Source organism: Streptomyces sp. NPDC046759 (assembly GCF_040645475.1).
GTDB lineage: Bacteria > Actinomycetota > Actinomycetes > Streptomycetales > Streptomycetaceae > Streptomyces.
The window spans coordinates 53,335-69,514 of the sequence record NZ_JBEYYJ010000026.1 but is presented as its reverse complement, the minus strand read 5'-3'; the positions used below and the strand labels follow the sequence as shown (position 1 = coordinate 69,514).

Below are 16,180 nucleotides of genomic sequence, written 5' to 3'. Positions count from 1 at the left end.
CCCTTAGACCTCGTAGGGCTGGACGACGATGAAGTTCCCGGGCGCGCCGCGGAACTGGAGGTTGACGCTCTCGCCGGTGTCGCCCGGGTAGGCGTTGCGGCGCATGCGAACCTGGCTGGAGACGATCACCTGGGAGGCCGCGGACCAGGCCACGACGGCGTTGCAGTCGGCGAAGGTGGTCGGCGTGACCGGCAGGACCACGGGTGTGCCGTGCGTCTTGACCACGATCGTGCCGGTGCCCTGGAACTGCATGGTGAACAGCGCGCCGCCGGGAATGCCGTGGCCCTCGATGCGGCGCACCTCGTGCTGCAGGCTCTCGTCGAAGGCGAGGACGTTCTCCGCGGACACGCAGATCGCGTCGCCCTGGAGCTCGACGGGGTGCAGATGGGTGGAGTTCTCGGCGAGGAAGACCTGGCCCTGGCCGGTGCAGCGCATCAGCTGCATCTCCTGGCCCGTGGCGTGGCCGACGATGCGACCGGCGAACCCGGCGCCCTTGTAGCTGAAATCGACCTTGCCCTGGTAGAGCACCATGCTGCCCTGCCGGGCCAGGACGGGCTGCCCGCCGATGCCGAGGTCGACACGGATCAGCTTCTTGTTCTGCTGCGTCCAGCGCTGCCCGGTGGGCGCCTCCCTGAACTTCTGCAGGGCGACCGACACTCCGGCACCGCCCTGGGGCGCGCCCTGCGGCACTCCGTAGGCGGCGGGCTGCCCGCCGGGGGCCTGGCCGTAGCCGGGCGGCATCGGCGGGGCCGGCTGACCGCCGTAGGAGGGCGGCTGCTGGCCGTAGCCCGGGGGCATGGGAGCGGTCGGCTGACCGCCGTACGACGGCTGCTGGGGTGGCCCGCCGTACGGCTGCCGGGGCTGTCCGTAGGGTGCGGGCGCCGGGGCCGGGGGCGGGACGGTCCCGCCGACGGGCGGGACCATGGGGGCGATGACCGTCGGCGCGCCGTGTACGTTCGGCGCGGGCGCCGGGGCGGGGGGCGGGGTGTGCCCGGGCGCGGGCGTGAAGCCCTGGGGAGGCGTGGCGCCGGGCTGCGGGGCGAAGCCCTGCGCGGGTGCGGCGCCGGCGGGCGGGGCGAACGCCTGGGCTGCGGGCTGCGGGGCGGGAGCCGGCGCGGGAGGCGGAGTCGGGGCCTGGACGGCGGGTGTGGGCTCGGGGGCGGCCGGGACGGCGAACGCCGGCGGGGCGAAGCCGGGGGCGGCGCCGCTCTGCGGCTGCTGCGGGGCGGCTGGCGCCTCCTCCTCCAGCACTTCGCCGCCGAAGTTCTTCAGCAGCGCCTCCAGACCGCCGTCGAAGCCCTGCCCGACCGCGGCGAACCGCCACACGTCCTTCAGGTAGATGTCGCCGAGCATCACGGCCCGCTCGGTGGAGAACTCCGCGCCGTCGAAGGAGTACCGCGCGACCTCCTCGCCGCCCGCCACGATGCGCAGGTAGCCGGGGGCGATCTGCGACATCTGGCCGGCACCGTCGACGGTCGCCGTGAAGGACAGCTTGTGGATGTGGGAAGGGAGCCGGTCGAGTGTGATCCGGAACGACTCCGTGTCGCCCGCCTGGGAGCCCAGCAGCTGGATGGCCTCCTCCGGGGACTTCGGCTGGTTGAAGAAGACGAAGTACCGGTCGTCCGAGAGGCGCTCGTCGGCGTCCAGTCCGAAGCAGCTGATGTCGAAGGTCAGCCCGGGGGCGGAGATCTGCACGCCTACGTACAGATCCGTGCCCGCCGTGAGGTCACTGATCCTGGCCTTGTGGCCGCGTTGGAATTCCCTGGGCATGCGTTACGACCGTCCCCCATCCCGAATGCGAGTGCGTCGCGCCAGGCTAACGGCAAAGCCCGGCATCGGGCGCAGCCGGTACAGACCCGGTACACAACCGCGCCCGGAGGGGGACGGACCGCGCCGGGCTCACTCCGCGCGCGCTCCCGGCACATACGGCAGCCGTTCCGCGGCGACGACCCCTTCGAGGTAGCCGCGGGCCCGCTCGGTGCGCGGGTAGACCTCCAACAGCCGCCAGAAGTCCGGGCCGTGACCGGGCACCAGCAGATGGGCCAGCTCATGGCAGAGGACGTAGTCGACGACGTACTCGGGCATGCCCTGCAGCCGGTGCGAGAGCCGGATGCTGCCCTCCGCCGGGGTGCACGAACCCCAGCGGGTGTTCTGGTTGGTGACCCAGCGCACGGAGGCGGGGCGCGCCCGGCCGTCGAAGTACTGGGCCGACAGCCGCCCGGCACGCTCGGCCAGCTCGGTGTCGCCGAGCACCCGCCTGCTCTCCTGCGCGGCGAGTTTGTCGAGCATGACGGTGATCCAGCGCTGCTCCTCCGCCTTGGACATCCTGGCGGGGATCAGTACGACGGTGCGATCGCCCTCGCGGTACGCGGAGACCGTCCGGCGGCGCCGGGCACTCCTGCGGACCTCGATCGCGCTCGCCCCCGAGCCGCCGGACGGCGGGCTCGTCGTGCTGCGCTGTGGCTTTCCGGCGCTGTGCAGTGGGTCGGCGGGCACGCCCCGACGTTACCCGCTGGGCATGGCCAAAGTCCCGGCTCCGGGACGGTTCGATCCCGATCCCGCACCATGCGTTTGATTTCTGTGATTCCTACGACTGTCCCGTCCATCCGATTTATCCAGCCTCTTACGCCCGGTTTTGTACCCTTTACCTCACGGCCTTTTCGGCCGTCTTATATGACAAACACCCACAGTCTGTGGATAACTCTCGGCACGGAAGACCCCGGCACGGCATGCTGGCAGGCGTCGGCGGAGCGTGACCGGCTCCACCGGCGACAGGATGTCCCGCGATGCTCTCTACGGATACGGGGGGACCAGTCATGCATCCGGTGGTGAAACCCGCGCTGCGGCGCGGCTGGCGTGATCGCGACACCGTGCAGTTCGGAATGACGCCGGCCCACGCGCTGACCCTGGGGCCGATGAATCCGGCCACACGCGACTTCCTGGACCTCCTCAACGGCACCCGCGGACTGCCGCTGCTGCGCGCGGAGGGCCGCCGCATGAACCTGCCGGCCGGTTATGTAGACACCCTGCTGGAACGGCTCACCCGAGCAGGCCTGCTCGACGACGCGCACACCGGCGGACCGGCCGCGGACACCCTGCGCGAGAACACGGACGTCCTGCGACGGCTGCGCCCCGACCTCGCCGCCCTGTCCCTGACCACCACCGAGCCGGGCGGCGCGCTCGCCGGGCTCGCCGCCCGCCGCGCCCAGCGCGTACAGGTGCGGGGCGCAGGACGGGTCGGCGCCGTGCTGGCGTCGGTGCTGTCGGGCGCCGGAGTCGGCGAGATCGACGTGCGCGACCAGGGACGCGTGGAGCCCTGGGACGTGGCACCGGGCGGGCTGCCCGCCGAGTCGCTCGGCGAGCGCCGGGACACCGCCGCGCGCGCCGCCGCGCGCCGCGCGGCACCCGACGGCCCGGCATGCCGCACCCACTCCCCCGGATCCGGCACCCGGGACCCCGGGCTCTCCCTGGTGATCCTCGCCCCCCGGGACGACGTGGCCGTGCACGCACCCGACCCGGCCGAGGCCGAGCCGCTCCTGTCCTCCGGAACGCCCCACCTGTACACCGGCGTCGTCGAAGGCACCGGCGTCGTCGGCCCACTCGTCCTGCCCGGTGAGTCCGGCTGCGCCGGCTGCCTGCACCTCGACCGCACCGACCGGGACCCGGCCTGGCCCCGGCTGACCGCCCAGTGGCGCTGCCCCAGAGCCCGCCGGATCGGGGCCTGCGATGTGACGCTGGCCACGGCGGTCGCCGGCCTGGCCGCCGCACACGCGCTGGCCTTCCTCGACGGGGAGTCGCCGTCCAGCACCGGCACCCGCTGGGAGACGTCCAGGCCCGGCCTGACCTGGCACGCCCGGCCGGTCGCACCGCATCCGGAATGCGGATGCGGTGCCGCGGAGAAACCCGAAGGGGAACACGCATCAACCGGCGGCGAACCGCGGGAGACAATGGCGGTGCAACGGCCGTCGACGGAGCGACCACGCAAGGCAGGCACGGCGCGGCCGACTGGGACTTGGAGGACGCATGTCTGATCTTCCCCGGAAGGCGGTCACCCGTACCGCCAAGCTCGCCGCGCTCCCGCTCGGCTTCGCCGGCCGGGCGACCTGGGGGCTGGGCAAACGGATCGTGGGTGAGTCCGCGGAGATCGTCGGCCGGGAACTGCAACAGCGCACCGCGGAGCAGCTGTTCAAAGTGCTCGGCGAGCTGAAGGGCGGTGCGATGAAGTTCGGGCAGGCCCTGTCCGTCTTCGAGTCGGCGCTGCCCGAGGAGATCGCCGGGCCCTACCGCGCCGCCCTGACCAAGCTCCAGGAGGCGGCGCCGCCGATGCCGACCCGCACGGTGCACGCGGTGCTCGAGGAGCGACTCGGTGCGGACTGGCGGGATCTGTTCGAGGAGTTCGAGGACAAGCCCGCCGCCGCGGCCTCGATCGGCCAGGTGCACCGGGCTGTGTGGCACGACGGCCGCGAGGTCGCGGTCAAGGTGCAGTACCCGGGCGCCGGCGAGGCCCTGCTCTCCGACCTGAACCAACTCAGCCGCTTCGCCCGTCTGCTGGGGCCGCTGATTCCCGGCATGGACATCAAGCCCCTCATCACGGAGCTGAAGGACCGCGTCTCCGAGGAGCTGGACTACGCACTGGAGGCACAGGCCCAGTCGGTCCACGCGGAGGAGTTCGCGGACGACCCGGACGTGGCGGTCCCCGCAGTGGTACACCAGTGCGATCAGGTCCTGGTCACCGAGTGGATCGACGGCATCCCGCTGTCGGAGGTGATCTCGGACGGCACCCCGGAGCAGCGGGACCGCGCCGGCCAGCTCCTGGCCCGGTTCCTCTTCTCGGGCCCGGCCCGCACCGGCCTGCTGCACGCCGACCCGCATCCCGGCAACTTCCGGCTGCTGCCCGGCGGCCCGGCCGGCGAGGACGGCTGGCGCCTCGGCGTCCTGGACTTCGGCACGGTCGACCGGCTGCCCGGGGGACTCCCCCTGCCGATCGGTACCTCACTGCGCATGACACTGGACGGCGAGGCCGAGTCGGTCTACGAGATGCTCTGCACCGAAGGATTCGTGAAGGAGTCCATAGAGCTCGATCCCGACGCGGTCCTCGACTACCTGCTGCCGATCATCGAACCGGCCCGCGTCGAGGCGTTCACCTTCACCCGCACCTGGATGCGCAGCCAGGCCGCCCGCATCGCTGACCCCCGCTCCCCCGCCTACCAGCTGGGCAAACGGCTCAACCTGCCGCCGGCCTACTTGCTGATCCACCGGGTGACGCTGAGCACCATCGGCGTCCTGTGCCAACTGGGCGCGACGGTCCGCCTCCGGGAGGAACTGCAGGAGTGGCTGCCGGGATTCGTCCTCGACGTCCCCGGTGACGAGCCGGCCGAGGGGGAATCGGCGGCGGAGGCGTGATCCGGGGGGCTGGGACGAGGCTTGACCCTGGGGCGCTGGGTCGAGGCTTGATCCTGGGGTGCCGGGACGGGACTTGATCCTGGGGTGCCGGGAGAGGGCGGGGTGTGGGGTGCCCTGAAGCGGGTGCTGTGTGCCTCGGTGGAAGGGGTGGGGTGGGGAGGGGGAGGGTGGGGGGAGGGGCCCCCGGGAGAAGCGGCTCACCACCACTGCGAATCCAGTCGCCCCTCGATCGCCCGCAGGTTCTCCCTCGAGCAGACGTCGCAGAAGTACTGGCGGATGCCGTTCTCCACGGAGCAGGTCCAGGTGACCGGCTGGGGGCCGTCAGCGGGGGTGCCGCAGCGTGCGCACACGAGCATGCGGCGCTCCGGGGTGGAGCCGCCCTGATCACTTCCACCGGGAAGACTCGTCACCTGGCGACGATAACCCCGCCGGCGGCGGATCGCCCGGCACAACGCACCGCGGGGACCGGTCCGTTCGGCCGGACCGGTCCCCGCTCCAGAAGACTTCGCCTCCCGGGCCGGGAGGCCACCGCTTCTGTCGGTGTGATCGTTACTGCATGACCGCCATGGCGAGCGCGCGGCGGGCGCGCAGCGAGGCGCGCTCGGCCCGTCGCTGCATCCGCCGGGCGACCAACAGGCGCACGGCCTGGCGTTCCCGCTCGGCTTCGTGGAGTCGCTCGCGCATATGCGCACGAGCCAGGGCTTCTTGCATGAGTTGCATCTCTCGGGTCCTGTTCTGGCGCGCTTCGGTCGCGCCGGTGGTGGTGACGTCTGGAGTCGCGGAGCCGGCGGGCTCGCTGGTGGACGGCTTCATCGGGGCCTGCTTCTGGGGGTCGTGCGTGAGGGGGCGATCGATCGTTCCTGCGGTGTTCATGCCGTGACCGGGTTCTTCCGCGGGCGGCCACGCGGCCGCTTCCGGGCGACGACGACACCCTGGATGAACAGCTCGCCACCCCAGACGCCCCAGGGCTCACGCCGCTCCTTGGCGCCGGCGAGGCAGGCCTCGATCAGCGGGCAGGTGCGGCAGAGGGACTTGGCGTACTCGACGTCCGCCGGCGACTCGGCGAAGAAGACCTCCGGGTCGTAGGAACGGCAGGGGACGGGTACGCCGAGGTTCTCGATGGCGTCGTCGAGCGCGGTGAGCGCGGTGAGGGGGGTCAAGGTGGAGTCCTCCGTGAGGCCGGGCGGGGGGATCGTTTGCGAAGGCGGTACGGACGGGGCGTGCGCTTCGAGTTGCACGGTTGGTCTTCCTCGTCTGGTCGTTCCGGCCGGTTGACCGGGTGTCGGCTTGGTACCGGGTTCTTTTCCTGTCCCGAGGCCCCTTCGCTCCGTCGTCCCCGTTCGGGGAAAACAGAAGGGCCGCGGATCCCGGATGGGGTTCCGCGGCCCTGAAGGCGCCGGCCTGATCGGATCAGGCTGGATCACTCCAGGGTTCTGGCCCACGGAAGGCCCACATCAGGTGGTGCTGCGTCGTCTGCTTCCGGAATCCGGCACCGGCCGCCGCAAAGGCATAGGCCTGCGCCTGTGCCTCTACCGCTTCCAGTGCCTTGGTCGGTCGCTCATTGCGCTCACGGACGGGAAGACCCGTGAGAGCGAGGGAGGACGCCGGACGGTCGGCACGGATGCCGGACAGACCGGTGCCCTGGTGGGAGGCGCCGAGCATGCACAGGGAGACGGTCGAGCGATCGGTCAGTTTGGCCGTGCTGATGGTGCTGGTGTTGATGCTGATCACTGGACTCGCCTCCTCTCGGCGTCTCAAGGGACTGGGGTGAGCCAGTCCGTTCGGGTATGCAAGTACAACACGGAGTCAGGGCTTTGGAGAAGGCCGCCGCTTCCGTGTCTAGAACCTATGGGGATTGCTGGGGCATGCGCAAACTATTTTTTCGACGAGTTCGCATCAGTCGTCCTCGGTGGCTTCCCGGACGTCGTGGCCTGCGCAGATGGCCAGAACGTCGGTTCCGTAGCTGCGCAGCTTGCGGCTGAGGACGCCGGGGATGCGGGAGAGCTCGGCGGGGTTTTCGGGCCGGGCCTCGGCGATGGCCATCAGGGTGCGGTCGGTGAAGACGCAGAAGTCCGGCTGTCCGCTGTGCTCGGCCTGGACGGCCCGCCATTCCCGCAGCCGTTCGTAGAGCCCTTCGTCCATGTCGGAGGGGCAGTCCTCGCAGCGCATCAGCTTCATCTCGCCCGCGTCGGTGAGGGTGCGGCCGCAGACCCTGCAGCGGGCGGGGGTGCGCTGGGCGCGCCGTTGAACGGTGGCGGTGCTGCCGGGGGTCCCGTGTTCGATGCCTCCGGTGGCGGCTGTGCCGGTGCGGCCGACGGTGGCGGTGGTGCCGGGTCGCAGGCCGTCGAGGAAGTGGCTGGGTCTGCGGTTGGGGCGGTTGCCGGGGGACCGGGACAGCGCCCAGGAGAGGTGGAGCCGTTCCCGTGCGCGGGTGACGCCGACGTAGAGGAGGCGTCGTTCCTCCTCGATTTGCTCGTCGGTTCTGGCGTAGGTGATGGGCAGCATGCCCTCGGCGATGCCGACCAGGAAGACGACGTCCCATTCCAGGCCCTTGGCGGCGTGCAGGGAGGCGAGGGTGACGCCCTGGACGGTGGGGGCGTGCTGGGCGTTCGCCCGTTCGTCCAGTTCGGTCACGAAGTCGCCGAGGGTGGCGCCGGGCCGGGCGGCGGCGAGGTCGTGGGCGAGGTTGACGAGTGCGGCAAGGGATTCCCAGCGCTCTCTGACGGCTCCGGAGCCGGCCGGGGGCTGGGTGGTCCAGCCCTCTCCGGACAGCACGGCACGGACCTGGGAGGGCAGGTCCACGGCGTCGTCCAGCAGGGAGTCGTTGCCGCCGAAGCGGGCGGCGCCGCGCAGGGCGATGCCGGCCTTGCGGATCTCGGGCCGGTCGAAGAAGCGTTCGGCGCCGCGCAGCTGGTAGGGGACGCCGGCGTCGGCGAGGGCCTGTTCGTAGGTTTCGGACTGGGCGTTTGTCCGGAACAGGACTGCTATCTCGGCGGCGGGGACGCCCGCGTCGATCAGTTCGCGGATGCGGCGGGCGGCGCCTTCGGCCTCGGCGGGCTCGTCGGTGTATTCGGTGTAGACCGGTTCGGGGCCGGGGGCGCGTTGGGAGATCAGTTCCAGCCGGTGGTCGGCGGCGCGGCCGCGGGCCTGGGCGAGCAGGCCGTTGGCGAGGTGGACGACCTGGGGGGTGGAGCGGTAGTCACGGACGAGTTTGACGACGGTGGCTCCGGGGTGCCGGGTGCGGAAGTCCAGGAGGTGGTCGGGGGTTGCTCCGGTGAACGAGTAGATGGTCTGGCTGGCGTCGCCGACGACGCAGAGGTTGTCTCGGTCGCCGAGCCACAGGTCCAGCAGCCGCTGCTGCAGGGGGCTGACGTCCTGGTACTCGTCGACGACGAAGTGCTGGTACTGGGCGCGGATCTGTTCGGCGATGTCGTGCCGGTCCTGGAGGATGGCGACGGTCAGCAGCAGGACGTCTTCGAAGTCGATCACCGCTCGGTCGCGTTTGAGGTCTTCGTAGGCCGCGTAGAGGTGGGCGATCTCGGCGGGGTCGCGCGGGGCCTCGCGGCCTGCCTTCGCGGCCGCGTACGGATAGTCGGCGGGGATGGTCTGGGTGACCTTGGACCATTCGATCTCCGCCGTGACGTCCCGCAGCTCGCCCCGGTCGAGCCGGGTGCCCAGGTTTGCGGCCGCCTCGGCGACGAGCTGGACCTTGCGGTCGACGAGCCGGGGCATGCCGCCACCGATCGCTTTCGGCCAGAAGTACTGGAGCTGGCGCAGGGCGGCGGAGTGGAAGGTGCGGGCCTGGACGCCGTGGGCGCCGAGCTGGCGCAGTCGGCCGCGCATCTCGCCGGCGGCGCGGTTGGTGAAGGTGACGGCGAGCACGCTGGAGGGCTGGAGGACGCCCGCGCGCACTCCGTAGGCGATGCGGTGGGTGATCGCCCGCGTCTTGCCGGTGCCCGCTCCGGCCAGGACGCACACCGGGCCGTGCAGGGCGGTGGCCACCGCGCGCTGCTCGGGGTCGAGCCCTTCGAGTACCGCGTCGGCCGTGTCCGGTACCTGCGGGAAGAGGGTGGAGTGCGTTGCTGCTGTCACACCGCCATGCTGCCAGGTCGCCCGGGAGTGCCGTGTCGGTTGTCCACAGGCGGGTACGGATGGTCGTATGAATGCGGCAGGTGTCACAGCCACCTGTGGATACCCCGGGCGGGAATGGCGGGGGGCCGGCGTACGTTCTCCTCCACGACGTTTTTCCGAGCTGCCTGAGGAGCGCGAGAGACATGCAGGGCACTGTGACGATGTACAGCACGACTTGGTGCGGCTACTGCCGGCGGCTGAAGAGCCAGCTTGACCGGGAGGGCATCGCCTACACCGAGATCAACATCGAGCAGGACCCCGAGTCCGCCGCTTTCGTGGAGAAGGCGAATGGCGGAAACCAGACGGTCCCGACGGTGCTCTTCGGGGACGGTACGACGCTGACGAACCCGTCGCTGGCGCAGGTGAAGCAGAAGCTCGCCGCGTGACGCTCCGCGGGTTTCCGCGGTGATCGCAGCAGGGCGGCCCCCGATCGGATCGGGGGCCGCCCTGCTGTGTCTCGGCTGCTGTGTCTCAGACGAAGCTGCGGGTCGGCAGCGGCTTGCCGTACCACATCTCGATCAGGCGGGCCGCGATGGAGATGCCGTAGGGCGGCAGCACCTCGCCGGATTCGAAGGCGTCGTGCAGTTCCTCGCGGGAGAACCAGCGGGCCTCGTGGATCTCGTCGCCGTCCACCTCGATCTCGGTGGAGGTGGCGCGGGCCATGAAGCCGAGCATCAGGCTGGACGGGAAGGGCCAGGGCTGGCTGGCCACGTACTCGACGGGGCCGACGGCGAGGCCGACCTCCTCGGACACCTCGCGTCGCACCGCCTGCTCGATGGACTCGCCGGGTTCGACGAAACCGGCGAGCGTGGAGAAGCGGCCCTCGGGCCAGTGGACCTGGCGGCCGAGGAGGATGCGGTCGTCCGCGTCGGTCACGGCCATGATCACGGCCGGGTCGGTGCGCGGGTAGTGCTCGGCGCCGCAGGCGGGGCAGCGGCGGATGTGGCCGGCGGCGGCGATGACCGTGCGCTCGCCGCAGCGGGAGCAGAACCGGTGGGTGCGCTGCCAGTTCTCGAGGCCGACGGCGTGCACCATGAGGCCGGCGTCGCGCGGCGAGAGCAGCAGGCCGGCCTCGCGCAGCCCGGCGGGGCGTGCGGACTGGTCGATACGGCCGGGCAGCGCGTCCTTCTGGAGGGCGAAGTAGCTGACGCCTTCCTCGTCGATGCCGAGGAAGTAGCGGTGCGCCTCGGTGAGCGGGGCCTCGAACGAGGGTGTCATGACGAGCTCGGTCCGGCCGTCCGGCGTCTCGTCGACGAGTACCTGGCCGCCGGAGACCACGAAGCAGCGGGTCGTGGGGTGGCTCCACGCCGCGGCGAGCCAGGCCTCGTCGAGCCGGTGGTGGGCGGCTCGGTCGATGCCGCTCGGGGCGGTCAGCGAGATGGGTCGATCGGCTGTGTCGTCGGTCCAGGTGGTCACGGGTGCTTCCAACTCCCCCAGTGCAGCGGTTCGTTCGGCGGGCGGTTCGGCGGGACGTGGGCGGGAGGGCACCGGGCCGGGCGCGGGCGAGACGGCGGGGCGGTCCTTCCAGTGTGCCCCGCGCGCGATGTCTCGTACGGCGCCGGCCGGTCAGGTCGTGGGACGCCAGTGCTCGGCCAGGTCCCCCCACAGGTAGGCGCTGGTCTCGACGCCTTTGAGGAGGAGGTCCAGTTCGACCTTCTCGTTCGGGGCGTGCCAGCCGTCGGAGGGGACGGAGATGCCCAGGAAGAGCACCGGGGCGCCGAGGACTTCCTGCAGGTCGGCGGCGGGTCCGGAGCCGCCCTCGCGGGTGAAGCGGACCGGTTTCTCGAAGGCGCGGCCCATGGCGCGGACCACGGACTGCAGTGCGGGGTGGTCGAGCGGGGTCAGGCACGGGCGCGTGGCGGCGCCGAAGACGATCTCATGGCGGATCCCGGCGGGCACCTGTGTCCCGGCCCAGGCGCGGACGGCCTTCTCGAGGTGGTCGGGGTCCTGGCCGGCGACCAGCCGGAAGGACAGCTTCACCATGGCCGAGGAGGGGACGACGGTCTTGCTCCCGGGGCCCTGGTAGCCGCCGCCGATGCCGTTGACCTCGGCGGTCGGGCGGGCCCAGATGCGCTCGAGGGTGCTGTATCCGGCCTCGCCGTGGGTGGCGCGGGACTTGGCGGTGCCCAGCCAGCGCTCCTCGTCGAAGGGCAGTTCGGCGAAGAGTTCGCGTTCGTGGTCGGTCAGCTCGACGATGCCGTCGTAGAAGCCGGGGACCGCCACGCGTGCGTGCTCGTCGTGCAGGGCGGCGACCAGGCGGGCGGCCGCGGTGGCCGGGTTGGGCACGGCACCGCCGAAGGATCCGGAGTGGATGTCCTGGTCGGGGCCGTACAGCCGGATCTCGCACTCGGCGAGGCCGCGCATGCCGGTGCAGACGGTCGGGGTGTCTTCGGCCCACATGCCGGTGTCGGAGACGATCACGGCGTCGGCGGCGAGCCGTCCCGCGTGCTCCTCGACGAGGGCCCGGAAGTGCGGGGAGCCGGACTCCTCCTCGCCCTCGATCAGCAGCTTCAGGTTGACCGCGGGGGCGGTGCGGCCGGTGGCGGCGAGGTGGGCGCGCACGCCGAGTGTGTGGAAGAACACCTGGCCCTTGTCGTCGGCCGCCCCGCGCGCGTAGAGGCGGTTGCCGCTGACGACCGGGTCGAAGGGGTCGCTGTCCCAGCCGTCCTCGCGGGCGGCGGGCTGCACGTCGTGGTGGCCGTAGACGAGGACGGTGGGTGCCGTCGGGTCGTCCGAGGGCCACTCGGCGAAGACGGCGGGGGCGCCGGGGGTCTGCCAGACCTCGGTGGTCGGGAAGCCGGTCTCCGCGAGTGCGGCGGCCAGCCAGTCGGCGCTGCGGCGTACGTCGGGCGCGTGGTCGGGCTGGGCCGACACGGAGGGGATGCGCAGCCATGCCATGAGGTCGTCGAGGAAGGCGGCGCGGTGCTGCTCGATGTACGTGCGGACGGCGCTGTCCGGGGTCTGGCTCATGCTGACGAGCCTATCGGCCCCCGCCGGCATCCTCGGCGGGCGGTTCGTCACACTCAGGTCGCCCGGTGTGCCGTTTCGGAGTGTTCCGCGAGGAGCCGTTCCAGGGCGGCCCGGTCCGGCAGGTCCGGCGGTCGTACGACCTCGCCCGTGCGGACGTACAGGAAGGCGGCCGTGACCGACTCGGGCGGCACGCCCTGCTGCTCGGCCCAGGCCAGCCGGTACACGGCGAGCTGGAGCGGGTCGGCGGTGCGGGTACGGCTGGTCTTCCAGTCGACGATCTCGTACGTCGCCCCGTGGCCGTCGCCGTGCTTGTAGACGGCGTCTATGCGGCCGCGTACGACGCGGCCGGCGAGGTCGAGCTGGAAGGGTGCCTCGACCCGGTAGGGGATGCGCCGGGCGTACTCGCTGCGTTCGAAGGCTTCCTTCAGGGCTTGCAGGTCGTTCTCGTCGGCGATCTCGGCGTCGCTGCCGGGCAGCTCGTCCGGTTCGAGCAGGGGCAGCGTCAGTTCCTCGAAGCGGGCTTCGACCCAGGCGTGGAACCGGGTGCCCCGGCGTGCGGCGGGTTGCGGAGGGCGCGGCATGGGGCGTGCGAGTTCCTGCGCGAGCCCGTCCGGGTCCTCGGCCAGGCGCAGCAGCTGGGATGCGCTGAGCGTGGCGGGCAGCGGTACGTCGGTGACGGCCTGCCGGGCGCGCAGCAGCTCGCCGGTGAGCGCGTCCAGGTCCCGGTCCCAGGAGGCGATGGTGCGAGCCTCCTCCGGGGTGAGGTCGCCGGGGTGCCGCGGCTCGGCGGGGCGGGGGCGGTGCCGTGGGGCGGGCGCCTGGTGCGGGACCGTGGGCCGGCCGGTGCTCCGGTCGTTGCGGTCGGCGGGGGCGCCCGGGGTGGGGGTGTCCGCGTCGTAGGGCGGTTCCGCGTCGTAGGGCGGCTCAGGGGTGTCGTACGGCGGTTCGGCGTACGGATCCATGCCGTAGGGGTCGTCGCCGTAGGGGTCGTCGCCGTAGGGGTCGTCCTCCGGGGGCGGGGGCCAGTCCGGGTCGTCGAGGGCGGCGGGGTCGTGGGGGGCCCGCGGGTGGGCGGTGTCCTGGGCGGTGAGGGCGTCCAGGTGGGCGAGGACGGTCTCGGCGGCGGCGCGGCGGCGGGCCAGGGCGGCGGCGTCCAGCGGGAGCGGCCACACCTGGTCGGTGCCGGCCGTGTGCAGGGCGGGGTTCTCCTCGTCCTCGGCGGGCTCCTCGGCCCACGCCTCGATCTCGCCGCGTCCGGCGGCGCAGTGGTCGTGGAGTGCCTGGAGGAAGCCGGAGGGACCGCGGGGCTTCTTCTGGCTGGGCCCCCACCAGTGGCCGGAGCCGAGCAGGAGGGAGCGGGGGCGGGTGAAGGTGACGTAGCCGAGGCGGAGCTCCTCGGTGTGCTGGTGGTCCTTCATGGCCTCGTGGAAGGCCTTCATGCCGCGCGCGTCCCAGCTGTCGATGTCGGGCAGGGTGTCGCAGTCGCCGCGCAGGGCGTGTGGCACCACCTTGGCCTGCGCCGTCCACTTCTCGCGGCCCTGTGCGCTGGGGAACGTCCCCTTGACCAGTCCGGGAACGGCGACGACGTCCCACTCCAGGCCCTTGGACTTGTGCGCGGTGAGCACCTTGACGGTGTTCTCGCCGCCGGGCAGGGCGTTGTCGAGGCCCTTCTCGTACTGCGCGGCGGTGCGCAGGAACCCGAGGAAGGCGAGGAGGGTGGCCTCGCCGTCACCGGCCGCGAAGGACGCGGCGATGTCCAGGAAGTTGGACAGTGTCTCGCGGCGGCGTGCGGCCAGGGCGTGCGGGGACGCCGACAGCTCCACCTCCAGGCCGGTGACGGCGAGGACGCGGTGCAGGACGTCCATGAGCGGGTCGGACAGGGAACGGCGCAGGTCGCGCAGCTCGGCGGCCAGCCGGGCGAAGCGCACGCGGGCGTCCGGGGAGAACGGCAGCCCGTCGTCGCCCCGGTCCTCGAAGCCGCCTTCCCTGGGCGATTCGAGGAAGGTGTCCAGGGCGTCCGCGAGCGATATCACCTCGGCCGGGTCGACGCCTTCGACGGCGGCGGTGAGCCGGCGGTCCGGGTCGTCGGTGTCGTCCACGCGCGCGTGGGCGACCAGCAGCCGGGCGCGGCGGCCCAGCAGCGCGAGGTCGCGGGGGCCGATGCGCCAGCGCGGGCCGGTCAGCAGGCGTACCAGGGAGGCGTTGGCGCCGGGGTCCTGCAGGACCTCGCAGACGGCGACGAGGTCGGCGACCTCGGGCAGGTGCAGCAGCCCGGACAGGCCGACCACCTCGACCGGGACGTCGCGGGCGACGAGGGCGCCCTGGATCTCGGCGAAGTCGGTCGCCGTACGGCACAGGACGGCGATCTCACCGGGGGCCGTGCCGGTGCGGACGAGGTGGGCGATCGAGCCGGCGATCCAGTCGATCTCCTCGGCGTGGGTGGGCAGCAGGGCGCAGCGGACCGTGCCGTCGTACTCGGCGCCGGGGGCCGGGCGCAGGGCCTCCACGCCCGCGTGCATGGCGCGCAGCGGTTCGGCGAGGCCGTTGGCGAGGTCGAGGAGGCGGCCGCCGCTGCGGCGGTTCTCGCTGAGCGCCTGCCGGGTGGCGGGGCGGCCGTCGGCGTGCGCGAAGTGCGCGGGGAAGTCGTCCAGGTTGGCGACGGAGGCGCCGCGCCAGCCGTAGATGGCCTGGCAGGGGTCGCCGACCGCGGTCACGGGGTGGCCGGTGCCGCCGCCGAACAGGCCGGCCAGCAGGACGCGCTGGGCCACGGAGGTGTCCTGGTACTCGTCCAGGAGCACCACGCGGAACTCCGCGCGCAGCAGCCTGCCCACCTCGGGGATGCCGGCGAGGCGGGCGGACAGGGCGATCTGGTCGCCGAAGTCGAGCAGGTCGCGCTCGCGTTTGGCGGCCCGGTAGCGCCGCACGAGGCCGGCCAGCTCACGGCGTGCGGCGGCCGTCTCGGGGACCTTGCGCAGGTCGGCGTTGGTGAGTGTGGCGCTCCGCAGGAAGCGCAGCAGGTCCGCGTCCCAGGCGCGCAGCTCCTCGGGGTCGACGAGGTGTTCGGCGAGTTCGGAGTCGAGGGCGAGGAGGTCGCTGACGAGGTCGGCGAAGGAGCGGGTCAGCGCGGGGTAGGGGCCGGGGGCCTCGCGGAGCACGCGCGCGGCGAGCTGGTAGCGGGTGGCGTCGGCGAGCAGCCGCGAGCCGGGCTCCAGACCGAGGCGCAGGCCGTGGTCGGTGAGCAGCCGGCCGGCGAAGGAGTGGTACGTCGAGATCACCGGCTCGCCCGGCGGGTTGTCCGGATCGATCACGTCCGGGTCGGTGACGCCGGCCCTGACCAGGGCCTTGCGGACGCGTTCGGCGAGCTCTGCGGCGGCCTTGTTGGTGAAGGTCAGACCGAGGACCTGCTCGGGGGCGACCTGGCCGGTGCCGACCAGCCAGACGACGCGGGCGGCCATCACGGTGGTCTTGCCCGATCCGGCACCGGCGACGATCACCTGCGGGGCGGGCGGCGCGGTGATGCAGGCCGTCTGCTCCGGGGTGAACGGGATGCCGAGGAGCTCTTTGAGCTGCTCGGGATCGGTGATACGGGCGGGCATGTCGCAAAAGGCTAGCGGCGGGCACTGACAGCTGGCGCGGATCGGCCGTCCGGGAAGGAAGAGACGCAGGTCAGCGGCTG

Annotated in this window: 13 protein-coding genes; 3 read left to right on the top strand and 10 right to left on the bottom strand. The window is 72.4% G+C overall.

Annotated features, from left to right (window positions below; genetic code table 11):
• Positions 1 to 3 precede the first annotated feature (3 nt).
• Both ABZ919_RS30120 and ABZ919_RS30115 read right to left on the bottom strand, forming a co-directional pair.
• Positions 4 to 1,770 carry a TerD family protein gene (locus tag ABZ919_RS30120; protein ID WP_361253751.1) on the bottom strand — a complete coding sequence of 589 codons (1,767 nt, stop codon included), beginning with the start codon at positions 1,768 to 1,770 and terminating at the stop codon, positions 4 to 6.
• A gap of 129 nt (positions 1,771 to 1,899) precedes the next feature.
• Complete coding sequence (locus ABZ919_RS30115; RefSeq protein WP_361253749.1) at positions 1,900 to 2,496, bottom strand: M48 family metallopeptidase; 597 nt, start codon at positions 2,494 to 2,496, stop codon at positions 1,900 to 1,902.
• 320 nt (positions 2,497 to 2,816) lie between these two features.
• On the opposite strand from ABZ919_RS30115, the gene ABZ919_RS30110 reads away from it, so the two are divergent.
• Both ABZ919_RS30110 and ABZ919_RS30105 read left to right on the top strand, forming a co-directional pair.
• Complete coding sequence (locus ABZ919_RS30110; protein ID WP_361253747.1) at positions 2,817 to 4,031, top strand: TOMM precursor leader peptide-binding protein; 1,215 nt, start codon at positions 2,817 to 2,819, stop codon at positions 4,029 to 4,031.
• A complete protein-coding gene (locus tag ABZ919_RS30105) occupies positions 4,024 to 5,403 on the top strand; it encodes an AarF/ABC1/UbiB kinase family protein (RefSeq protein ID WP_361253745.1) in 1,380 nt (459 codons plus the stop codon). The genes ABZ919_RS30110 and ABZ919_RS30105 overlap by 8 nt, the downstream gene beginning before the upstream one ends.
• Positions 5,404 to 5,600: 197 nt before the next feature.
• Here ABZ919_RS30105 and ABZ919_RS30100 read toward each other — a convergent pair whose 3' ends face one another.
• From ABZ919_RS30100 to ABZ919_RS30080, 5 genes are all read right to left on the bottom strand, one after another.
• Complete coding sequence (locus tag ABZ919_RS30100; protein ID WP_361253743.1) at positions 5,601 to 5,813, bottom strand: hypothetical protein; 213 nt, start codon at positions 5,811 to 5,813, stop codon at positions 5,601 to 5,603.
• A 139-nt stretch (positions 5,814 to 5,952) separates the two neighbouring features.
• Positions 5,953 to 6,276: a hypothetical protein gene (locus ABZ919_RS30095; RefSeq protein WP_361253741.1), complete on the bottom strand. Its 324-nt coding sequence runs from the start codon at positions 6,274 to 6,276 to the stop codon at positions 5,953 to 5,955.
• On the bottom strand, positions 6,273 to 6,641 hold the full coding sequence (locus ABZ919_RS30090; protein ID WP_361253739.1) for a WhiB family transcriptional regulator: 369 nt from the start codon (positions 6,639 to 6,641) through the stop codon (positions 6,273 to 6,275). Before ABZ919_RS30090 ends, ABZ919_RS30095 begins: the two co-directional genes overlap by 4 nt.
• Before the next feature lie 172 nt (positions 6,642 to 6,813).
• Entirely contained in the window at positions 6,814 to 7,134 is a 321-nt protein-coding gene (locus ABZ919_RS30085; RefSeq protein WP_361253737.1) for a hypothetical protein, read from the bottom strand.
• A 165-nt stretch (positions 7,135 to 7,299) separates the two neighbouring features.
• The gene (locus ABZ919_RS30080; RefSeq protein WP_361253735.1) at positions 7,300 to 9,495 is read right to left on the bottom strand and encodes an ATP-dependent DNA helicase UvrD2; all 2,196 of its coding nucleotides are present in this window, start codon (positions 9,493 to 9,495) and stop codon (positions 7,300 to 7,302) included.
• Positions 9,496 to 9,677: 182 nt separating this feature from the next.
• Between ABZ919_RS30080 and ABZ919_RS30075 the strand changes: the two genes are divergently transcribed.
• Positions 9,678 to 9,920 carry a mycoredoxin gene (locus tag ABZ919_RS30075; protein WP_351608420.1) on the top strand — a complete coding sequence of 81 codons (243 nt, stop codon included), beginning with the start codon at positions 9,678 to 9,680 and terminating at the stop codon, positions 9,918 to 9,920.
• An 85-nt stretch (positions 9,921 to 10,005) separates the two neighbouring features.
• Here the strand turns inward: ABZ919_RS30075 and nudC are convergent, their stop codons facing one another.
• The 3 genes from nudC to ABZ919_RS30060 all read right to left on the bottom strand — a co-directional run bounded on the left by nudC (position 10,006) and on the right by ABZ919_RS30060 (position 16,100).
• Positions 10,006 to 10,950 (bottom strand): NAD(+) diphosphatase, encoded by a 945-nt coding sequence (gene nudC, locus ABZ919_RS30070; protein WP_361253733.1) that lies wholly within the window; start codon positions 10,948 to 10,950, stop codon positions 10,006 to 10,008.
• Between the two features lie 150 nt (positions 10,951 to 11,100).
• Complete coding sequence (locus ABZ919_RS30065; protein ID WP_361253731.1) at positions 11,101 to 12,504, bottom strand: dipeptidase; 1,404 nt, start codon at positions 12,502 to 12,504, stop codon at positions 11,101 to 11,103.
• Between the two features lie 53 nt (positions 12,505 to 12,557).
• Positions 12,558 to 16,100 carry a UvrD-helicase domain-containing protein gene (locus ABZ919_RS30060; protein WP_361253729.1) on the bottom strand — a complete coding sequence of 1,181 codons (3,543 nt, stop codon included), beginning with the start codon at positions 16,098 to 16,100 and terminating at the stop codon, positions 12,558 to 12,560.
• Between the last annotated feature and the right edge of the window lie 80 nt (positions 16,101 to 16,180).

What these genes read in the sequence shown, in the direction of transcription:
- ABZ919_RS30120 (WP_361253751.1), bottom strand. Translation starts at nt 1,770, where the DNA reads ATGCCCAGGGAATTCCAACGCGGCCACAAGGCCAGGATCAGTGACCTC.
- ABZ919_RS30110 (WP_361253747.1), top strand. Translation starts at nt 2,817, where the DNA reads ATGCATCCGGTGGTGAAACCCGCGCTGCGGCGCGGCTGGCGTGATCGC.
- ABZ919_RS30105 (WP_361253745.1), top strand. Translation starts at nt 4,024, where the DNA reads ATGTCTGATCTTCCCCGGAAGGCGGTCACCCGTACCGCCAAGCTCGCC.
- ABZ919_RS30095 (WP_361253741.1), bottom strand. Translation starts at nt 6,276, where the DNA reads ATGAACACCGCAGGAACGATCGATCGCCCCCTCACGCACGACCCCCAG.
- ABZ919_RS30075 (WP_351608420.1), top strand. Translation starts at nt 9,678, where the DNA reads ATGCAGGGCACTGTGACGATGTACAGCACGACTTGGTGCGGCTACTGC.
- ABZ919_RS30065 (WP_361253731.1), bottom strand. Translation starts at nt 12,504, where the DNA reads ATGAGCCAGACCCCGGACAGCGCCGTCCGCACGTACATCGAGCAGCAC.
- ABZ919_RS30060 (WP_361253729.1), bottom strand. Translation starts at nt 16,100, where the DNA reads ATGCCCGCCCGTATCACCGATCCCGAGCAGCTCAAAGAGCTCCTCGGC.